The sequence below is a fragment of the Mycobacterium innocens genome (genome assembly GCF_900566055.1).
In the GTDB taxonomy this organism is placed as follows: Bacteria; Actinomycetota; Actinomycetes; order Mycobacteriales; family Mycobacteriaceae; genus Mycobacterium; species Mycobacterium innocens.
Map to the genome: position 1 here is coordinate 1 of NZ_UPHQ01000064.1, position 22,389 is coordinate 22,389.

5 protein-coding genes are annotated in these 22,389 nt (G+C 67.9%); all 5 read right to left on the minus strand.

What is annotated here, in order from left to right; translation table 11 throughout:
* Positions 1 to 3,812 (minus strand): type I polyketide synthase (locus EET03_RS07995; RefSeq protein WP_136625660.1); only part of this gene is annotated, 3,812 nt, incomplete at its 3' end.
* Positions 3,809 to 10,366, minus strand: coding sequence for a type I polyketide synthase (locus EET03_RS08000; RefSeq protein ID WP_099194061.1), 6,558 nt, complete (start codon positions 10,364 to 10,366; stop codon positions 3,809 to 3,811). The genes EET03_RS07995 and EET03_RS08000, both read right to left, overlap by 4 nt.
* Positions 10,363 to 14,988 carry a type I polyketide synthase gene (locus tag EET03_RS08005; protein ID WP_099194062.1) on the minus strand — a complete coding sequence of 1,542 codons (4,626 nt, stop codon included), beginning with the start codon at positions 14,986 to 14,988 and terminating at the stop codon, positions 10,363 to 10,365. The genes EET03_RS08000 and EET03_RS08005 overlap by 4 nt, the downstream gene beginning before the upstream one ends.
* Positions 14,985 to 20,537: a type I polyketide synthase gene (locus tag EET03_RS08010; protein ID WP_099194063.1), complete on the minus strand. Its 5,553-nt coding sequence runs from the start codon at positions 20,535 to 20,537 to the stop codon at positions 14,985 to 14,987. Before EET03_RS08010 ends, EET03_RS08005 begins: the two co-directional genes overlap by 4 nt.
* Positions 20,534 to 22,285 carry a long-chain-fatty-acid--AMP ligase FAAL26/FadD26 gene (gene fadD26 / locus EET03_RS08015; RefSeq protein ID WP_075543608.1) on the minus strand — a complete coding sequence of 584 codons (1,752 nt, stop codon included), beginning with the start codon at positions 22,283 to 22,285 and terminating at the stop codon, positions 20,534 to 20,536. The genes EET03_RS08010 and fadD26 overlap by 4 nt, the downstream gene beginning before the upstream one ends.
* Positions 22,286 to 22,389: the final 104 nt, after the last annotated feature.

A 22,389-nucleotide genomic window follows, 5' to 3' on the forward strand; every position in this document is an offset into this window, starting at 1 on the left:
CGGCAGGCGATCCGGATCACCCGCCGCACCGGCGAAGGCCACCGCTCGATGAACTGGTCGGCCATGAGCCGGGTTTGGCTGTCCGCGGTCGCGTCGGTGAGCACCAGCCAACTGCCGGGTGCGGTCTCGCATCCCGCCTGTGGACCGGCCTCGACCGTGATCGGGCTTTCGATCCACTCGGCATCGAACATCTTCTGCGCCAACGGCAGTGGCACCGCCCGGCGCTCGACCCGTCGCAGGTAGATGCCGCCGATTTCGGCCGCTATCTGCCCGGCGTCGTCGATCAAGACGACGTTGCCCAACTTGCCGGCGCCGCCGTCGAGGTTGACCAGCTGGGCGCGACACGTGAGGTGGCGGCCGATGTCGCGGTAGACCCGAACCTTGTCGAAGGACACCGGCAGATAGCTGGCTTCGGCTGACCCCGCGACCTCGCCGTCGGGTATTGCGGCACCCAGGCTTTGCAGGGCCGCATCCAGCATGGCCGGATGAAGCCGGTATCCGGGGTGCCGGGGAGCCTCGTCGGGAAGGGTGATCTCGGTTTCGGCGGAACCGTCGGACAAACGCGATATTCGGCTCAGCGCGGCGAAGGCGGGACCATGGTGTTGACCGGTCTGGCGGAGCAGGGCATAGAAATCGGCGGGCGACACGGCTCCCGCGGTGGACGAACGATGCGCCCCCGGACGGGTGTGCGCGGCGTCGGGCGGCGCCTGTTCGACCCTGGCCGTGGCGTGCCGGCGGAAGTCGCCGTTGGGCGAGCGGGAATACATTTCGACCCGAATCTGGCTGTCCCCATTGCGAATCAACTGGGTGGTCAGCTGGGTGTGGTTGTCGAGGGGCAGCATCTGCTCGACCTCGAACTGGTTGACGCCGATCGAGTCGGCGGATACGCCCAGCGCTTCGGCACCCGCAGCCAACGCGATCTCGGCGAACGCCGCGGCCGGCATGATCGGTTGGCCGAACACCTTGTGATCGGCCAGCCACGGGGATACGTCGGTGCCGACATCGGCCTGCCACACGTGGTTTCCGCCGCTGGGCATCTGGATGTGGGCGCCGAGCAGTGGATGGGTGGCGGCCAGTTCCGACATCGCGGATCGATCCGTGACCCAGAATCTGCTGTGCTGCCACGGTGTGCACGGTACGTCCACGAGGCGCCCGCTGGTGTCGTCCGGGGTGGTCGCCCCGACTGTGGCGAGTTGGGTGTGGAAGAACAGGGTTTGGTCTTGGTCGCGGTTCATTGTCCCCGTGACGATCTGGTCACCGGCCCCCTCCAGGGTTTCGGTGATGGCGTGAATGAGCACCGGGTGCGGGCTCATCTCGATGAAGGCATGGCAGCCATGGTGCTCGGCGGCGGCTGCGGCTCTAATGGCCTGGTGGAATCGCACCGGGTTGCGCAGGTTGGCCGACCAATAGTCGGCATCCATCACCGGGTGCGAATGCGCTTCACAGGGGTGAGTGGTTGTGATGATCGGGATGCGCGGCGGCTGCGGGGTCAAATCCGCGAGCGCGCTTCGCAATTCGGGCAGGATGGGGTCGATGATCGGGTGATGGGAGGCCACGTCGACCTCGACGCGTCGGGCCAGCCGATTCTGTGCGGCAACCGCAGCGATTATCGCGTCGACCGCCTCGGGCGGCCCGGCGATCACCGACTGACGCGGCGATGCATACACCGCCAGCGTCACTTGCGGATAGTCGGCGATCAGCGACTCGGTGGCATCGGCATCGAGTTCGAGCAGCGCCATCGCGCCCTGACCCGACAGCCGGGCCATCAACCGCGACCGGGTGGCGATCACCTTCAAGCCCTGCTCGGCTGTCAACGCGCCGGCCACGACCGCCGCGGCCACCTCACCCATCGAATGCCCGATCACCGCATCGGGTGTCACGCCATAGGACCGCCACAACTCGGTCAGGGCCAGCTGCATCCCGACCAGCACTGGCTGGATGCGGTCGATGCCCACGACCTCGTCGCCCGCGGAAAGTGTCTGCTGTAACGAAAAGCCAACCTGGGCAACGAATACCGGCTCCAGCTCGGCTACCGCCTTGGCGAACGCTGGTTCGTCGGCCAGCAACTGCCGGCCCATCCCGGCCCACTGCGAGCCCTGACCCGAGTACACGAATACCCGGCCCGGCCCACCAGCACGCTGATCACAGCCCACCACACCCACCCGCGGCTGTCCGGCCGCCAGCGCCCGCAAGCCTGCGACCGCCTCCGCGCGGTCACGCGCGATCACGGTGGCGACCTTGGCGTACCGGCTCCGGTGACGGTTCATGGTGTGCGCCACGTCGGCAAGCGATGCCGCCGCGCCCGGCCCGGACATCCAGTCGGCCAACGCCGCGGCCATGGCGGCCACGCGTTGCACCGTCTTGCCCGACACCGCCACGGTCGTGACGGGGGATGCTTCGACGGCTGCCGGTGGTGCCTGGCCCGGGCCTTGCTCGAGGACGACGTGTGCGTTGGTCCCGCTGAGGCCGAACGACGACACCGCGGCGCGGCGCGGTCCGGATGCCGCGGGCCACGGGGCGGTATCGGTAGGCACGAACAGCCGGGTCGCCGACGCGTCGATGGCGGGGTTCCACCGGGTGAAGTGCAGATTGCGCGGAATCTGTCCGCGCTCGACCGCCAGCACCGCCTTGATGAATCCGGCCACCCCGGCGGCGGCCTCCAGGTGACCGATGTTGGTCTTGACCGAGCCCAACGCGCACGCGCTCTCGCTCTGGCCTTTACCAACGCCATACGTGGTCGCCAGCGACTCGAACTCGATGGGATCGCCCAATATTGTTCCGGTGCCGTGTGTTTCGACATACTGGACGCTGTCGGCGGTGACGTCGGCGAGCCGCAGCGCCGAGGCGATCACGTCGCGCTGAGCCAGCGCGTTGGGTGCGGTCATGCCGTTGGAGCGGCCGTCCTGGTTGGTTGCCGAACCTCGGACCACCGCCAGTACCCGGTCCCGGTCGCGCAGCGCGTCGGCCAACCGTTTGAGCACCACCACACCGCAGCCCTCGCCGCGCACGAATCCGTCGGCGTTGGCGTCGAAGCTGTTGCAGCGACCGGTCGGCGACAGCGCCGACCACTTGGACAGCGCGATCGCGGTGAACGGGGACAACGTGAGCTGCACCCCGCCGGCGAGTGCGACGTCGGTTTCGCGCAGCCGCAGGCTTTGACAGGCCAGGTGGATCGCCACCAACGACGACGAGCACGCGGTGTCCACGGCGACGGCCGGACCGCGCAATCCCAGCAGGTAGGAGATCCGGCCCACCGCAGCGCAATGCGGGGTTCCGGTGCTCAGGTAGGCGTCGATGTCGGCTCTGCGTTCGATGTTGACGATCGTGTAGTCCCACGACGACAGCCCCATCATCACGCCGGTTCGGCTGCCGCTCAGGGAATCCGGCTGGATACCGGCGTGTTCGAGCGCTTCCCAGGCAACCTCGAGCAGCATTCGATGCTGTGGGTCCATCGCCACGGCTTCGCGGGGCGTGATGCCGAAGAAGTCGGCGTCGAAAGCGTCGACGTCGGAAACGAAACCGCCCCATTTCGTCGTCATTCGCCCGGGCGCCGACGGGTCGGGGTCGTAGAACGCGTCCGCATCCCAGCGATCCGGCGGCACCTCGCCGATGGTGTCCACACCGTCGACCAGCAGTTGCCAAAAGCTTTCCGGTCCAGTCACATTCCCGGGGAAACGGCAACCGACACCCACCACCGCGATCGGCTCGGCGATGTCGGTGGGGAAGACCGTCCCGGCGCGCACGAGCTCGCGCGCCAGGGCGGCCCGGGCGTTCGGCGACAGTTGCGCCGCGCGCTCTGCCAGGCTCGTCATGACTCACCTCGCGCGGCGGCTTCCAGCTCGCTGGCTTCGACCAGATCGGCGAGCAAGTCCATCTCCTCGTCAGACAGTTCGGGTTCCGCGTCAGCGGTCTGCTGCGCAGCGGCCGGCGGCGCATAGTCCATGCGTTCGCACAAGGCGGCCGCCAGATCGGTGATCGTCGGGTAGGCCCACACCAGGGCGACCGGCAAGGTGATGCCCAGACTTGCTTCCAGCCGGTTTCGCAATTCCAGGGCCATCAGCGAATCGAGCCCCAGAGTCTCCAACGGCCGGTCGTGGTCGATCGGATCGCTCGAGCGCAGCACCCCGCGGATCTCGCCGGCGATCGCCGACGCCAGGTAGCCGGGCCGCTCGGCCGCGTCGAGGGCGTCCAGCTGCGCCCGGACCTTGCCGCCGCCGCTTCGCTCGGGCACCGTCGACTCCTGCAATTTCGCGAACAACGACGACCCGGCCACCGCGGGGAAGGATTGGAACCACTGCCGGGCGTCCAGGCTGAACACACCGGTGCGCGCCCGATCGGCGGCGAGCACCGCCTGCATCGCGGCCAGTCCCTGCTCGGCGGTGATCATCGACACGCCCAGGTCGGCGAAGAACTGAGCGCGACCGACCTCGGCCCATGGGCCCCAGTTGATTCCGACCGCGGGCAGTCCACGCGAGCGCCGATACGCGACCAGGCCGTCGACCCAGGAGTTCGCGGCGGCGTAGGCGCCCTGCCCGGGTGTGCCGAGCAGCGCGGCGGCCGAGGAGAAGGTGAGCCACCAGTCCACGTCCCGCGACGCCGTTGCCTGGTGCAGCCGCCAGCTGCCGTCGACCTTCGGAGCGAAAACCCGCGCGGCGGCCGAATCGGTCATGTTCAACACGATTTCGTCGGCCAGCACCATCGCGCTGTGCAGGACACCGGCCAGCCGGAAACCGGCCGCTTCGACCGCTTGCACCAGCCGGTCGGCGGTACCCGGTTCGGCGATGTCGCCGGTGACCACCTCGATCCGGTGACCCGCGGCGCGCAGCTCCGCGATGGCCGCCCCGACATCGTCGCCGGGAGCCGAACGTCCGTTCAGGACAACCAATCCCGCGCCCTGCTCGACCAGCCGGCGGGCGACGACGAAGCCGAGACCGCCCATGCCGCCGACGATCAGGTAGCCGCCGTCGGGGCTGACCAGTGGGAGTGGTGGCGGCGACGCGACCGCTTCGATGCTGCCGCTATCCGGTATCGAGATGACGATTTTGCCGGTGTGCTTACCGGAGGCCATCAGCCGGAATGCGTCGGCCGCGTCGCGCAGGCTGAATTCGGTGACGGGCAGCACCGGCAGGCTACCGGCTGCCACGTGCTCCAGGATGTGTTGCAGGAGCTGGCGGTACTTCGCCGGTTGCAGCTTGAGGTTCAGGTCGAGGTCTACCACGGAGAACGACGCGCTTTTGGCCAGCGCGGCCAGCCCCAGGTTGGCGTCTGCGTAGACGTCCTTCTTACCGAGCTCGATGAACCGGCCACCGGGCGCCAGGATCTGCACACCACGCTGAATTGCTTCTCCGGCAAGCGAATTGAGAACGATATCGACCCCGTAGCCGTTGGTGAGCTCGAGGATCTCGTCGGCGAAATCCACACTGCGTGAGTCGCCGACGTACTCGACGCCGAGCTTGGAGAGCATGTCGCGTTTGGCGTCCGAGCCGGCTGTGGTGTAGATGCGGGCGCCGATCATCTTCGCGATCGAGACCGCTGCCATGCCGACGCCGCCGGTGGCGGAGTGGATGAGCACACGTTCGCCCGGGGCCAGCCGCCCGATCTCGCACAGTGAATGCCAGGCGGTCAGATATGCGACGCCGAACGTGGCCGCCTCGTTGTCGGGCAGCGCGTCGGGGATGGGGACGACGAGATCGGCGAGCGTGCCCACGTGGGTGCCGAAGGTGCCGGGACCGAAGGCGATGACGCGCTGCCCGATCTCGACCGAGTCGACGTCGTCGCCGACGGCGGTCACGTAGCCGACGCACTCGCCACCGATCACCGGCGCGGCGCCGTCGAGCCCCGGATACACGCCCATCGCCTTGAGCACGTCGCTGAAGTTGAGTCCCGCGGCGACCACCCGGACCTCGACCTGATCGCCGTGCGGCCTGGGCCGTTTCACCTCGTGGACCGTGAGCGCGTCCAGCCGGCCGGGCTGGTCGATCTGCAGCCGGACAGCTCCGCCCAAAGGCCCGGTGCCGTCGAGGTTCACGACGGTGCGGCGGGACTCGGCGGCCAGATCACCCTTCGCGGTGGTGGGGGCGGGCACCAGCCGGTTGACGTAGCGCTGTCCGTCGCGGTAGGCGACCTCGTCGTGGTCCGACCCGGCGAGCAGCTCCGCGGTCAGGTCGGTCACTGAGCCGGTGCCTTCGGGTTCGATGTCGACGAGGGTGGTCTTGAGTTCGGAATGCTCGAACGTCAACACCCGGGCGATTCCACGTAACTCGGTCTGCGCCAACGTGACCGAGTCGGTGGGATCGAACTGCTGGGCGCCGCGGGTGACGATCCACAGCCGCGGGCTCTTACGGGTGCCCATCCGCGTCACGGTCTCCACCACACGGGCGATCAGCAGGGTGCGCGTCTGCGCCAGCTCCAGCTGACCGTCGTCGGGCAACGATTCGTCGACGCTGCGGGGGGGACAGACCATGACGATGCCGTCCCACCCGGAGCCGGATCGGGTGATCGCCGCGTGCAGCGCCGCGTCGTCGTGCGGCGAGACCAGTTCCACCTCGATACGGTCGGACAGCGACGACCGCAACGCGGGCAGCAACGGGTCGCCCGCGGCCGGGTCACCGATCAACAACAGCCGGTCCGGGCCCGGGGACGTGGGGTCCGCCTTGGTCGGCGGCGCCGGTTCCCACTCCAACGTGAACAGGCGTTGGGTGAGTTCGGTTGCGCCACTGCCGGATCCAAGCACGGCCATTTCGACTTCGTCGATGACCAGCAGCGGCAGGCCATCCGGATCGGTCAGGACGACTTCGCCGACCAGCCGGTCCGAACCCTCGCGCGCGGCGAGGGTGCCGACGGCGCGGACGCCGCGGGTGACGTCGCCGTATACCTGCACGCCCGCGTAACGTACCGGCACCACCAGGGATTTCCGGGCGGTCTGCCCGCCGGCCAGGTCGGTGGCCATCCGGGTGGCGCCCAGCGTCTGCAACGCGATGTCCATCATGACCGGATGCAGTAGGAAGTCGCGGGAACCCGGTCTGGCCGACGAGGGTAGCCGCACGTCGGCGCGGGCCGCGCCGGATTGCTCGACGGCGAGCCCGACGATGCCTTGAAACGCCGGTCCGTGTTGTTGGCCGGCGCCGCGCAGTCGCTGGTAGAGCTCGTCGGGGTCGAGTTCGTCCGCCGTGTCGCCGACCGCCGCACCAGGTGCCTCGGCATCCGACGGCGCCACTGACTGGGCGCGGGCAACGGTGGCGGTGGCATGGGTGGTCCATTCCGAAGACCCACTGCGAGAGCGTATTTCGATCCGGCAGCGTTGTTCGTCGCCGGTGAGCGTGGTGACCAGTACGGTGCCTTCGGTCACGTGCAGCATCTGGTGGAGGTCGAGCTCGCCGATCATCCAGGGCTGCTCGGGCCCGTCGTGCTCGACCGGGAAGGCCTCCGTCGCGGCGGCCAGCGCGACCTCGGCGTACGCCGCCCCCGGCAGCACGCAGAGGTCGTCGATGACGTGATCGCCGAGCCACAACAGGTCCGGGGCGAGCTCGCTTTCCCAAATCCGGGTGCCGTTGGTGGGGTCGGTGACACCGACGCCGAGCAGCGGGTGGATACCTGCCCGGTGTAATGCGGACCCGGAGTGCGACGTGGCGCTGATCCAGTGGTGGGTGTGCTGCCACGGGGTGGTGGGCAGCACGGGGTGCGGTTCGGGCGGGTGCGGGGTTTGCGGCGGGTGCGTGGTGTGTGTCGTGTTGAGGTTGGTGTGGAACGTCAGGGTGTCGTGGGTGTCGCGTTGCAGCGTGCCGATGCTCAGATACTCGGCGTCGTGATGCGTGCTCGCGAGGGTGTCGCTGATCGAGTGGGTCAGCAGCGGGTGCGCGCTGATCTCGATGAAGGTGTGGTGGGGCCCGCCCGGGCCGCCGAAGGCATGCGCGATGGCCTGGTGGAAACGCACCGGGTTGCGCATGTTGGTGGCCCAGTGCTCGGCGTCGAAGACCGGTTGGCTGTCGAGGTCGGCGTAGGTGGTGGAGATGATCGGCATGGTCGGCGGCCGCGGGGTGAGATCGGCAAGTTCCGAACGCATTCGGGGCTGCAGCGCATCCATGGCCGGGTTGTGCGGGGCCACCTCGATGTTGACCCGGGTGGCGAAGCCGCCCCGTTGGCGCACCGTCTCGATAAGAGCGCCGATCTGTTGCGGCGGCCCGGCGATCACGGTTTGGCGTGGTGAGGCGTAGATCCCGAGGCTCACCTGCGGGTAGTCGGCGATGAGGGCTTCGGTTTCGGTGGCGTCGAGTTCCAGCAGCGCCATCGTGCCCTGCCCGGACAGCGGCGCCATCAGTCGCGACCGGGTGGCGGTGACCCGCAGGCCCTGCGCCGGCGTGAGCGCGCCGGCGACCACCGCGGCGGCCACTTCGCCCATGGAGTGGCCGATCACCAGGTCGGGCTGCACCCCGTAGGAGCGCCACAGCTCGGTGAGCGCCAGCTGCATGCCGATCACCCCGAGCTGGATCTGCTCGATGCCGACCAGCTCCTTGCCGCCGGCGATCACCTCCTGCAGCGAAAACCCGGCCTGCGCAACGAAATCCGGCTCCAGTTCGGCTACGGCGGCAGCGAATGCCGGTTCGTCGGCCAGCAGCTGGCGGCCCATTCCGGCCCACTGCGACCCACGTCCGGAGTAGACGAACACCGTGCCCGGCCCGATCGAGCCCTCCCGGGGAGCCACCACGCCCGGGGCGGATTGACCCGCGGCCAGCGCCCGCAACCCCGCCACCGCCTGGCCCCGATCCACGGCGGTCACCGTGGCGAACTTGGCGTGCCGGGGCCGGTGATGGTTGAGGGTGTGCGCGGCGTCGGCCAGCGACACCCCGGCGCCCGGGCCTTCCAGCCAATCCGCCAGCACCGATGCCGTTGCGGCCACCCGCTGCGTCGTCTTGCCCGACACCACCAGGGTCGACACCGCCGGAGCCGGGCCGCGCGGCGCAACCGCCGCCGGGGCGGGCGCCTGCTCGATCACCACATGCGCGTTCGTCCCGCTGACGCCGAACGAAGAGATGCCCGCGCGCCGCGGCCGGCCGGTTTCCGGCCATGCCATGCCGTCGGCCGCGATGGTCAGCCGGGCCGCGGCCTCGCTGGCATGCGGTGTTAACTCCCCGAAGTTGAGGTGCCGCGGAATGTAGCCGTTGCCCACGGCGAGTACGGCTTTCATGAACCCGGCGACACCCGCCGCGGCTTCCAGGTGACCCAGGTTGGTCTTCACCGAGCCGATCACCAACGGAGGTGAGCTCTCCCGCTCGCTGAAAACCTTGCTCAGCGAGTCGAGTTCGATCGGGTCACCCAAGGGAGTGCCCGTCCCGTGGGCTTCGATGTAGTCGATGTCGGCAGCCGCTAATCTGGACGACGCCAATGCGGTGCGCAGCAGTGCTTGTTGGGCGGGCCCGTTGGGGACGGTCACCCCGCTGCTGGCGCCGTCCTGGTTGACGGCCGACCCGCGCACCACCGCAAGGATGCGGTCGCCGTCGCGCACCGCGTCGTCCAACCGCTTGAGCACCACCACCGCGGCGCCCTCGCCGCGGACGTATCCGTCGGCGGACGCATCGAAGGTCTTGCACTGACCTTCCGGCGACAGCATTCCCCAGCGCGAGCACGCGATGCTCGGTCCGGGGCTGAGCAACAGGTTGGTCCCACCGACCAGCGCCATGTCGCTTTCCCGCGAACGCAGGCTCTGGCAGGCCAGGTGCACCGCCACCAACGACGACGAGCAGGCCGTGTCGATGACCACCGCGGGGCCGCGAGCACCCAGGATGTAGGCCAGCCGTCCGGCGGCGAAGTTCGCCGAGTTCCCGGTCGGGATGTAGGCGTCGAGCTCTTCGGGGCGAAGCTGACCGGCCAAGGTCAGCATGTAGTCGTAGGCGGTGACGCCGACGAATACCGAGGTTTGGGTGCCGCGGATCAAATGCGGTGGCAGGCCAGCGTTCTCCAACGCTTCCCAGGCGACTTCGATCAACAACCGCTGCTGGGGGTCCATGGCCGCGGCTTCACGGGGGGAGATCGAGAAGAACTCGGCGTCGAATTCGTCGGGCTGCCAGTCGGTGAGGAATCCGCCGTCACGGCTGCAAATGGTCCCCGGCACGGTGTGGTCGTCGGTGTAGAAGGCGTCGGCGTCCCACCGCTCGGCGGGAACCCGGACGATGCCGCTTCGGCCGTCGCACAACAACTCCCAGAACTGTTCGGGGTTGTTCACCCCGCCCGGGAACCGGCATCCCATGCCCACCACCGCGATTGGCTCGGTGCTGGACTTTTCGGCAAGTTCCAGGCGCGCCGTGAGGTCGTCGATTTTGTGCAACGCCTCGGTAATGATCGCTCGGCGATCCGGTGTCGCGGCGGTCATCGCGTTCCCCTTAGTCGTTCGGAAAGCTGTTCCAGGAGCTCGTCTTCGGTGAGTTCGTCGTAGGTGTCGGGGACCGGCTCGTCAGGTGCGGCCCCTTCCGTTGACGCGCTTGTTTCGATGAGCTCGGGCAGGATGGTGGCCAGATAGTCGGTAAGGCTGTAAACCGTCGGGTAGTCGAAAACCACCGATGCGGGCAGGAACTCGCCGAGGCTTTCCGACAGCGACCGTTGCAGCGTGACGCTCATCAGCGAATCCATGCCGAGTTGGAAGAAGCCCGCCGACGGGTCCAGCGTCTGGGTGGCGGGCATTCCCATCACCGCGGCGGCCAATGCGCCGACGTGGTCGAACAGCATGTCCTGTCGGCGTTGCGGGTGACATTTCCGCAAGGCTTGGCGGAATTCGCTTTCCGGCAACGTGACATCTTCCGGCGCCGGCAGTAGGTCGTCGACGATACGCAGTGATCCCCTGGTGCGGTATGCGGCCGCCAGCAGCGGCCAATCCGCGGCCACCACGGCCGTGCGCACCCCAGCCGCCGGGTTCATCACCAGCGGCAGCGCCCCGATGGCGACCTCGTCGTCCATGGGCAGCAGCCCCGATCCCACACTGACCTGATTGGCCTGATGCTCGGCATCGGCAAGGGATTTCCACAACCCCCAGTCGACGACGGTGGCCGGCAGGCCCATAACGCGGCGCGCATACGCCAGGGCGTCCAAGTAACCGCTGGTCGCCGTGTAGTGCGCCAACCAGCGCGAACCGGTCAGGCCTGAGATGGAGGAGAACAGCACGAAATAGCGCGCCGGCGTCGTCACCGACAGGCGGTGCAACAGGGCTGCGGCGTCCAGTTTGGGCGCGAACATGGCCTCGACGTCGTCGTCGGTCATCTCGCTCAGCAAGACCGGCCGGCCGGCGAAGGCAGCCAGGTAGATGCCCTCCAGCGGCGGCAAGTCGGCGCCGAACCGGTCGAACAGCGCCGTCATGGCGCCTTCGTCGGTCACATCCGCGGCAACCGTGACGAGGCTCTTGCCTGCTGCGGCAAGGCTTTCGGCCAGCGCGTGCAGCCGGTCGCCGGGGTTGCGTGATACCGCGACGATGGTCGTGGCTCCCATCTGGGCCAGTTGGCGGATCAGGTGCGGCCCGATGTTGCCGGTAGCCCCGATCACCAGTTGACTCGCGTCAGAACTGAGGGCGACGGTGTCGGTGGGCACCGGCCGCCACTGCAGCCGGGGCACATGGCGGGCACCCAGCCGGTACACGACCTGGTCCTCCTCGTCGGCACCCCGGACTGCGGCCAGCAGCTGCCGCACCGCCAGCGCTGCCGGTGTCGAGTGGTCGAGATCGATGAGCCCGCCCCAGATTTCGGGATGCTCCAGGGCCAGCGAGCGACCCAGGCCCCACAGCACCGCATGGGCGGGGTTGGCCCGATCACCCTCCGCGACGGGTTGGGCATTGCGGGTCACGACGAACAACTTCGCCGGCGAGTTGCGTGCCCTCATTGCGGCGGCAAGCCGCCGGGTTGCGTGGAATACCCGGTAGGCCTGTCCCACGTCCAGGGGGTCGGCGGAAACTGGCGGTGCGTAGAGCACATGGTCCAGCGCGGGCCGGGCTTGCAGCAGCGCGCGCAGGTCACCGTCGTCGGCGAGCGCGGTCAACGGCAGGAGCTCGACCCGGGAATCCGCACCCGCGACACGGCGCAGCTCGGTGCACAATTCGTCATCGGCTACCATCAGCCAGCGCGCGGTGCTTGGTGGATCGGGCTGCGGTGCCGGGCAGGCCGGCCAGGCCAGTTCGTAGCACCAATCGTCGAGCGTGCGGTTTTCGGAGTGCACGTGTCCGGGCGTCGCGACTTTGTTGGGAGTCGGACGCTCGGTGCCCGCCGCGGCGCTGATCCAGTGGCGGGTGTGTTGCCACGGGGTGGTGGGGATGGCGGGGTGCGGCTCCGGCGGGTGCGGGGTCTGCGGTGGGTGGTCCAGGGCGGTGTAGAGGTTACCGCGGAACGTGCCGGTGTCATCGGTATCGCGTTGCAGCGTCCCGATAGTCGCGAAGGTGCCCGCGCTGCCTTCCGGGTGTGCGGCTTCCAGCGTGTCGGTGATGGCCTGGGTCAACAGCGGGTGTGCGCTGATCTCGATGAAGGTGTGGTGCTGGGCGCCGGCCGCAGTGATGGCTTGCTGGAAGCGCACCGGGTTGCGCATGTTGGTGGCCCAGTGCTCGGCGTCGAAAACCGGTCGGGTAGACAGGTTTTCGTAAGTGGTGGAGATGATCGGAATGGTTGGTGTCCGCGGGGCCAGATCGGCCAGTTCCGAACGCATCCGGGGCTGCAGCGCATCCATGGCCGGATTGTGCGGGGCCACTTCGATATTCACCCGGCCGGCGAAGCGGTTCTGGGCCCGCACCCGGGTGATCAGCTGGTCGATCTGCGCGGTGGGCCCGGCGATCACGGTCTGGCGCGGGGAGTTGTAGATCCCCAGAGTCACCTGCGGGTAGTCGGCGATGAGCGCTTCGGTCTGCGCGGCGTCGAGGCCGAGGATGGCCATGCCGCCCTGCCCGGACAGCGGGGCCATCAGCCGCGAACGGGTGGCGGTGACCCGCAATCCCTCGGCGGGGGTAAGGGCTCCGGCGACCACGGCAGCGGCCACCTCGCCCATGGAGTGGCCGATCACCAGGTCGGGTTGCACCCCGTAGGAGCGCCACAGCTGGGTCAATGTCAGCTGCATGCCGATGAGGCCCAGCTGGATCTGCTCGATACCGACCAGTTCCTTTCCGCCGGAAATGACCTCGTGCAGCGAGAAGCCGGCCTGCTCGACGAAAACCGGCTCCAATTCGGCGACCGCGGCGGCGAAAGCGGGCTCGTCGGCGAGCAATCGGCGACCCATCCCGGCCCATTGCGATCCGCGTCCGGAGTAGACGAACACCGTGCCCGGCCCGGGCGAGCCGTCCCGGGGGCCGACCACGCCGGTGGCGTGCTGCCCGGCCGCCAGGGCACGCAACCCGGCCACCGCCTGGGCGCGTTCGCGGGCGACCACGATGCCGTACTTGGCGTGCCGGGCGCGGTGGTGATTCAGCGTGTGGGCCACGTCGGTCAGCGCCACCTCGGCGCCCGGGCCCTCCATCCAGTCGGCCAGCACGGCCGCCGTGGCGGCCACCCGCTGCGGCGTCTTGCCGGTCACCAGCAGCGTCGACACCTCGGTGTCGGGTTCGGTGTCGGTGCAGGTGTTGGTGTCGGGACCCGATACCGGAACCTGTTCGGGACCCTGCTCGATGATGACGTGCGCGTTGGTCCCGCCCAGTCCGAACGACGACACCGCCGCGCGCCGCGGCCCGACTTGACCCGCCGTGGCCGGCCACGCAGTGTTCTCGGTGGGAACGAAGAACCTCGTCGGCGCGACATCGATGGCTGGATTCCATTGCGAGAAATGCAGATTCGGCGGGATCGTGGCGTGCTGCACCGCCAGCGCGGCCTTGATGAACCCCGCGATCCCGGCCGCCGCCTCCAGATGCCCGATATTGGTCTTCACCGCCCCGAGCGCGCACGAACCCTCGCCCCGGCCGTATGTCGACGCCAGCGCCTCGAACTCGATCGGATCGCCCAGTACCGTGCCCGTTCCATGGGTTTCGACATAGTTCACGCTTTCGGGTGCGACGTCACTAGATCGCAACGCATCGGCGATCACGTCGCACTGGGCCGCCGTATTGGGCGCAGTCACCCCGTTGGAGCGGCCGTCCTGGTTGACCGCCGAGCCGCGCACCACTGCGAGCACCCGGTCGCCGTCGCGCACCGCGTCGGTCAACCGCTTGAGCACCACGACGCCGGCGCCCTCGCCGCGCACGAACCCGTCGGCCGCCGCGTCGAAGGTGGCGCACCGGCCCTGTGGGGACAGCAATCCCCAGGCCGATATCGCGATTTGGGTCTCCGGGCGAAGGGTGATGCTGACGCCGCCGGCCAGCGCCAAGTCCGTTTCACGCAGCCGCAGGCTTTGACAGGCCAGGTGAACCGCCACCAACGACGATGAACACGCGGTGTCCACCGCCACCGCCGGACCGCGCAGCCCCAACAGGTACGAGATCCGGCCCACCGTGATGCTGTGCGCGTTTCCGGTGCCGCTGTAGGCGTCCACGTTTTCCGGGCTGGCGGCCAGCATGGACTGGTATTCGTTGAAATAGACGCCCATCATGACGCCGGTCCGGCTGCCGGCCAGTGAATCCGGCGGAATGCCGGCATGTTCGAGGGCCTCCCAGGACACCTCGAGCAGCATCCGTTGCTGCGGGTCCATCGCGGCGGCTTCGCGAGGGGTGATGCCGAAAAAGTCGGCGTCGAAGCCGGCGACGTCGGGCACGAATCCGCCCCACTTGGTGGTCATCCGGCCCGGCGTCAACGGGTCGGGGTCGTAGAACGCGTCGGCGTCCCACCGATCGGCCGGTACCCGCGAGATCGCGTTGCGCGCGTCAACCAGCAAGTCCCAGAAGCTGTCCGGGTCGGTGGCGCCGCCGGGAAACCGGCAGCCGATCCCCACCACCGCGACCGGCTCGGCCACCGCGATCCGGGAGATCTTGGTGAACTCCTCGGCCAACGTGGCGCGTTGCTGTGCGCTCATACCGGAGATCCGGCTGAAGGCGGTGCGTATCACCTTTCGCCCTCGGTCGAGGTCGATTCGATCCGGTCGAACAGGCTGTCCAACACGCTTCCCGCCGAAGCGGACAACGCGGCTATCTCATCGGCGGCCGAATCCTGCTGTGGTGCGACGAGTTTGGTGAGGTACTGGGCCAGCAATGCCACCGTCGGATGATTGAACAGCATGGTCGCCGACAGCTCTATCCCGACGAATTGCTCGGCTTCGCGCCGAATCGCCATCGCCATCAACGAGTTGAGCCCCAGTTCGGCGAACGGTCGGTCGGTGTCCAGTTCTGTTTCCCGCAACCGCAGCTCGGCGGCGATGATGCCGCGCAGTCCTTTCTCGAGCTCGGTGCGCACCTCGGTGGTCGACATTTGCGACCAGTCCTGCGCCGGCTTCAGGTGCGCGGCTGCACCGATCGACCCGGGCGCGGCGGCCGGCGAGGGCACCGGCACCACGACGGCTTGCGCGACGTCGTAGCCGTCGACGTATTCCCACGCGGTGAAAGCTTCCGACGGCGTGATGTCGCGCGAACCCATGCGCTGCAGCTCGTCGCTGACGATCTGGGCGTCGGCGGCGAAACCAAGCCCCCGCCAGGCAACCCAGTCGAGACTCATGGTGTGGCAGCCCTGTTGACGGCGGGCCCGTGCCAACGCGTCCAGATAGGAGTTGGCGGCCGCGTACGAACCCTGTCCCGGGATGCCGAATATGCCTGCCGCCGAAGCCGTCAGGAAGAGGAAGTCCACGCTGCCGGGTGGGAACGCCTCGTGTAGCACCTGGCTGCCGGCGACCTTGGGCCACATGACCTGTCGCACCGCATCGTCGGTCAGCTGCGTCACCAGTTGATCGTTGGTGACGCCAGCGGCGTGGATGATCCCGCGGATCGGCGCGGCTCCGTCCCGATCGCGCTTGGCCAGCAGGGCCTGTACGTCGTCGCGGCATCCGACGTCGACGGCGACGGCTTCCACCGCCACGCCCCGCATTTCCAGCGCACGGATGGCGTCGATCTTCGTTCGCAGGCCGGCGTCGAGGGCTTCGAGTTCCCAGTCCCGCCGTGGCGGCAACGGGGTACGACCGGTCAGCACCAGGCGACGGGCGCCGCGATCGGCGAGCCAATCGGCCATCAGCAGACCCAGCGCTCCCATCCCACCGGTGATGAGGTAGGCCGCATCGGGGCGGCACTGCAAAGACGGGCGCACCGGCGTGCCACGCACCGGCGCCAGGGCGGGGGCCAGTACCACGCCGTCTCGTGATACCAGGATCGACTTGCTTGGTGCCGCAAGCAAATCGACAAGTATCGGCGCGAATTCGTCCAGGTCGGCGTCGGCCGCAAGGTCGACCAGCCCACCCCACAGCTGGGGATGTTCGGCGGCGATGACGCCCGCAAGGCCCCACAGGAAGCTCTGGCGCAGCGCCGACGGCGTCACCGATTCGTGGACTCCGCGGGTGACGATCCACAGCACGGCCGGCTCATCGGCATCTCGTGCCGCCAAAGTCTTTACCAGAGCCCCGATTTCGGCGGTGATCCGCACGGAGAAGTCGACGTCGGTCTCGTCGGCTGTTGCCGGGTGGGAGTCCGCGACGTAAAGCAGATAACGGGCATCCGACACCGCTGCGGGCGGGAATCCGGCGTTCTCGAGATGTGTCCGAAGCGGGGCGCCGTCATCACCGATCACTGCGACGGGCTGCGGTCCGGTCACCCGACCGGGTGCCGGGTGGGCTTGCGCGTCAACGACATCGGCGCGCGGTTGCCAGTCGATCGTGTGCACGAAGGTCCGGGCGTCGGTGCTCTCGGCGGCCGGTTGCCCGTCGCCGAAGTCCAGCGCCCGGTAGCGAAGTGAGCGCATCGACATGCTGGCTGCGCCGCCGGGGGCGGTGATGTCGACATCGACGGTGATCCCGTCGGCGTCGCGGGCGGTTCGGGTGAGCCTCACCGAGGCGCGCGGTGTCCCGACAGGGTCGCCGAACCACATCTGCTCGATGGCAGCCGGCACGTAGAGCCGCGGGTCGGTGTCGTCGGCCAGCGCCCCGACGTGCACTGCGGCGTCCAGTAGCGGTGCGGTCGAGCCCTCGGGCAGTGCCTCGGGAAGCTCGATCCCGACGGTGAGCCCGGTGGCTTCCGGTGTCCATGAATCCACCGACCAGATGAAGGGCAGGCCGTCGACGCCATGGGCGGCGAACAACGCTGCAACGTCGGGAATCTCGTCGCCGTGAACATTCTGACGGTGGTATCCGTTGTCGGGAAGGGCCGAACCGGCCGGTGACGACGAAAGTCGCGCTGTCGCATGCCGTGTCCACCGGTTCGACGACGCTTCGGCAGCCGGAATCGAGGCCAGGCCGATCGACAGGTTGTCGGCGACCACCTGGATCAGTCGCGGCTGGTCGGCGAAAACGGGTTGCTCAAATCGGATGTCGGTCAGCGCGCCATAGCCCAATTCTGTTGCGGCGGAGACCATTGTATGCAGCACAACGGAGGCTGGGACGAGTTCGACCCGGTGGAATCGATACCGGCCCCGGTACGGCTTGGCATCCGGTGCCAACCTGGCTTGCCAGAGATGAGACGGCGGACTCGACAGGACCGAGGTGTGTTGGCCGAGCAGGGTGCCCGCCGCGGGAGCCGCAGCGGCCACGTGGGCCGAGCGTTTGGTGGTGATCCAGTGGCGGTGGTGCTGCCAGGGAGTGGTCGGGATGGGCGGGTGCGGCTCGGGCGGGTGTGGCGTGTGCGGTGGGTGGTCGGTGTGGACGGTGTTGAGGTTGGTGCGGAAGGTGATGGTGTCGTCGCTGTCACGTTGCAGGGTGCCGATGCTGGTGTATCGGGTTCCGTGCTGGGCGCTGCGCAGTGTGTCCATGACGGCCTGAGTCAGCAGCGGGTGTGCGCTGATCTCGATGAAGGTGTGGTGGGTGCCGCCGGCCCGTGCGATGGCCTGCTGGAAGTGCACCGGGTTGCGCATGTTGGTGGCCCAGTGCTCGGCATCGAACACCGGGCAGCTGTCGACGTCTTCGTAGGTGGTGGAGATGACCGGAATCGTCGGGGTCTGCGGGCTCAAATCGGCCAGCTCCGAACGCATCTGGGGCTGCAGCGGATCCATGGCCGGGTTGTGGGGAGCCACTTCGATATTGACGCGGCTGGCGAACCGATCCCGGGCCCGCACCCGGCTGATCAATTCGTCGATCTGCCCGGTGGGACCGGCGATCACGGTCTGGCGCGGCGAGTTGTATATCCCCAGTGTCACTTGCGGGTAGTCGGCGATGAGTGCCTTGGTCTCGGTGGCGTCGAGTTCGAGCAGGGCCATGCCGCCCTGCCCCGACAACGGCGCCATCAGGCGAGACCTCGTCGCGGTCACCCGCAAGCCCTCGGCAGGTGTCAGCGCTCCGGCGACCACGGCGGCGGCCACTTCGCCCATCGAGTGGCCGATCACCGCGTCGGGTTGCACTCCGTAGGAGCGCCACAGCGCGGTCAGCGCCAGCTGCGTGCCGATCAGGCCCAGCTGAATCTGTTCGATGCCGACCAGTTCCTTGCCATTGGCGAGCACGTCGTGCAGCGAGAAGCCGGCCTGTTCGACGAACACCGGCTCCAGGTCGGCGATGGCCTCAGCGAAATCGGGCTCGTCAGCCAGTAGTTGGCGGCCCATGCCGGGCCATTGCCAGCCGCGACCGGAGTAGACGAACACGGTGCCCGGCCCCGGCGAACCCTCCTGGGGGCCGACCACGCCAATGGCGTGCTGACCGGCGGCCAGCGCACGCAATCCGGCTACCGCCTGCGCACGGTCACGCGCGACCACAGTGCCGAATTTGGCCTGGCGGGACCGGTGATGATTGACGGTGTGGGCGACATCGGCCAACGGCACCTCCGCGCCGGGGCCCTCCATCCAGTCGGCCAGCACCCCTGCCGTCGCGGCCACCCGCTGCGCCGCCTTACCCGCTACCACCAGCGTCGACACCGCCGGGTCCAGGTCGCGCTGAGGTGACGGCGACACTTCCTGGCCCTGTTCGATCACCACGTGCGCGTTGGTACCGCCGAATCCGAATGACGACACACCAGCGCGCCGCGGATGGCCGGTCTGCGGCCATTCCGTCAGCGTGTCAACGACTTTCATCCGCAGGTCGGCGAACGGGATGTGCGGGTTGGGGCTTTCGAAGCGCTGGTTCGGCGGAATCCGGCCATGCTGTACCGCCAGCACCGTTTTGATGAAGCCGGCGATGCCGGCCGCGGCCTCGGTGTGGCCGAGATTGGTCTTGACGGCGCCGATGAGCAGGGGAGCGTCCTCGGGGCGTCCGCGGCCCAGCACGGTGCCGAGGGCTCGGGCTTCGATCGGATCGCCCAGCAGCGTTCCGGTGCCGTGAGCTTCGACGAAGTCGACTTCGTTGGGCTGCATCCCCGCGTTGGTGTAGGCCGCGCGGAGTACGGCCATCTGGGCCGCCGGGTTGGGTGCCATCAGCCCATTGGAGCGGCCGTCCTGATTGACTGCCGAGCCGCAGATCACCGCCAGCACTCGGTCGCCGTCGCGTTGCGCGTCGGTCAACCGCTTGAGCACCACCACCCCGGCGCCTTCGCCCCGCACAAAACCGTCGGCGGCCGCATCGAAGGCGCGGCAATGACCGGTGGGCGACAACGCACCCACTTGGTCGAAGCCGCGAAATACGGCCGGGGACAACAACAAATTCACGCCGGCGGCGATGGCCAGGTTGCAGTCCTGCGTCCGAAGGCCCTGGCAGGCCAGGTGGATCGCCACCAACGACGACGAGCATGCGGTATCCAGCGCCACCGACGGGCCGCGCAGGTCGAGGAAATACGAGAGGCGGTTGGCGATGATGCTCATCGCGCCGCCGGTATTGCTCCAGCCGTCGACCTGCGACAGATCGGTGGAGGCGATAGCGCCGTATTCGCTCAAGCACGACCCGGCGAATACTCCCGTCTGCGAGCGCCGCAGCGCGCTGGGCGCAATTCCGGCGTGTTCCAACGCTTCCCAGGCCACTTCCAGCAGCAGGCGCTGCTGGGGGTCCATCTTGTCGGCTTCGCTGGGGGAGATCTCGAAGAACTCCGCGTCGAATGCGTCGATGTCGGGCAGGAATGAGCCCCACCGCGTGGTGCGGTCCAGCAGTGCCCGCACTTCCGGCGAGCCGTCGTCGAACTGTTCCCACCGTTCGTCGGGGACCTTCCCGATCGCCGAACGGCGGTCACAAAGAAACTGCCACAACGCATCTGGGCCGGTGATCCCCCCGGGAAACCGGCACCCCATGCCGATCACGGCGATCGGCTCTTCCAGCGAGCTTCGACCGGGACGCTTGAGCGCCGCGTCCGACTCGGAATCGGGCTCGGGCGCGGTGAGATATGCGGCCAGGGCGTTGATCGTCGGATGTTCCCAGAAGTCGATCGGGGATACCGTCTTGCCCAATAACTCGGTCAACTCGCCGGACAGCACCACCGCGTCACGCGAACTCACCCCGAGATCGGCCAGTGACAGATTGGGGTTGACCTCGTCGGGTGTACAACCGATATTCGTCACCAAGTAGTCGACAAGCCAATGGCGAAGATCGGCTTCGCCATTGATGCTCGCCGTCATGCGCTCACATCCAGGCGTTTGAAGCCGTCGCGGCGATACCGTTCGACGCAGGCCGAACGGCGCACCTTGCCGCTGGTGGTGATCGGAATCGACCCGGGGGAGACCAGAACCAGGTCGGCCACCCGCAAGCTGTGTGACCTCGAGATCGCGAAGGTGACTTCACGCTTGACCGAACGTAGCTTGCGCATGGCCTCTTCGGCGGACGCCCCGCGTCGCTTCAGCTCGATGATCGCGACTAGTTGCTCGGTGATGTCGTCCGGGACGGATATCGCCGCGACGCGGCCACCGGTGATCTCCTGGATCGTCGCCTCGATGTCGTCGGGGTAGTGATTGCGGCCATCGACGATGAGAAGGTCTTTGATGCGGCCCATGATGAACAGTTCGCCGTCGGATATGACACCCAGGTCTCCGGTCCGCAGCCACGGTCCCTCGGGCGCTCCCGGGGCGGGATCGACCAGCTTGGCTTTGAACGTGCGCGCCGTCTGCTCCGGCTTGCGCCAATATCCCATCGCAACGTGGTCACCGTGCAACCAGATCTCACCGACCGTCCCCGGCGGATTCTCGATCATGGTCTCGGGGTCGACGATGCGCACGGCCGACGGGTCCGGCGAACCGTAACTGATGAGTTCGGTGCCGACCGGCCCGTCGGTTCCGCTGCGCCTGGCCTGTCCGGCAGTCAACTGTTCGTAGTCGAAACGAACGGTCCTGGGCGCAGTACCCCGTTCGGGGGTCGCCACGTAGAGGGTCGCTTCCGCGAGCCCGTAGGAGGGCCGCACGGCCGTCGGGCTGAGGTTGTACCGGGCGAAACGCTCGGTGAAGCGCTTCACGGTCGCCACGTGGATTCGCTCGCTGCCACTGACGATTCCGACCACGTCACCGAGGTCGAGCCCTGCCATATCCTCGTCGGACGTCCGTCGCACGGCCAATTCGAAGGCGAAATTCGGTGCCGCGGAGAAGCAGCTTCCGGTGGTGGCGAGCAATTGCATCCAGCAGGCCGGCCGCCGCAAGAACGACATCGGGCTGAATAGGACTGCGCTTCGGCCCGCGACCAGTGGCGCACATATTCCAAGAATCAGGCCCATGTCATGAAACAAGGGCAGCCACGACAGCAGCACCGCGTCGATCGGCATTTCGGGACCGCCGAAATAGCCATAGAGGCTCTGTGTCACGTTGGCGATGACGTTTTTGTGCGACACGATGACACCGGCCGGCGTGCGGGTCGAACCAGAAGTGTATTGCAGATAAGCCGCTCCGGTCGACAGCCGCGGTGGCGCCGCCAGCTGACGCTGCGAGTCCAGATCAAGCAGATCGACCTCGATGACGAACGGCGCGGGTCGTCCGTCTTGCGCGTTCGCGTATTTCGCGACGTCGGCGACGACCGACGACGTCGTCAGAATGGCGACCGGGTTGGAGTCGCGCAATACCGCGGAAACGCGATCGTCGTGAATACCATACTGCGGCGTCGAGAGCGGAACTGCGATAAATCCAGCCTGCAGGGCGCCCAGGAATGCAATGACATATTCCAGACTCTGTGGCGCCAGAATAGCTACGCGATCACCCGGTGACCCGTACAATTTGAGCTCTTCAGCGATGGTGTAGGCACGACCGTACACCTGCGACCACGTCAAACTCTCAGCGAACCCCTTCGGGTCCAATCCGTAGTCGATGAATGTATACGCGGTGGTGTCAGCGTGCTGATCCGCCCGCTGCTTCAGCAAAGCAGGGACGGAAGAGTCGATCACCGGCATCGCACTTAACTCCCATCGGCTTGTCGGTTTTGATTGTGTGTTGCACCCGCGAATCACTGAAACAGTGCGACTGACCAGCATCGTGAAACCCGCGAGTCCGAGCT

Coding starts and splice junctions, on each gene's coding strand:
- EET03_RS08000 (WP_099194061.1), bottom strand. CDS start 10,366: ATGACCGCCGCGACACCGGATCGCCGAGCGATCATTACCGAGGCGTTG.
- EET03_RS08010 (WP_099194063.1), bottom strand. CDS start 20,537: ATGACGGCGAGCATCAATGGCGAAGCCGATCTTCGCCATTGGCTTGTC.
- fadD26 (WP_075543608.1), bottom strand. CDS start 22,285: ATGCCGGTGATCGACTCTTCCGTCCCTGCTTTGCTGAAGCAGCGGGCG.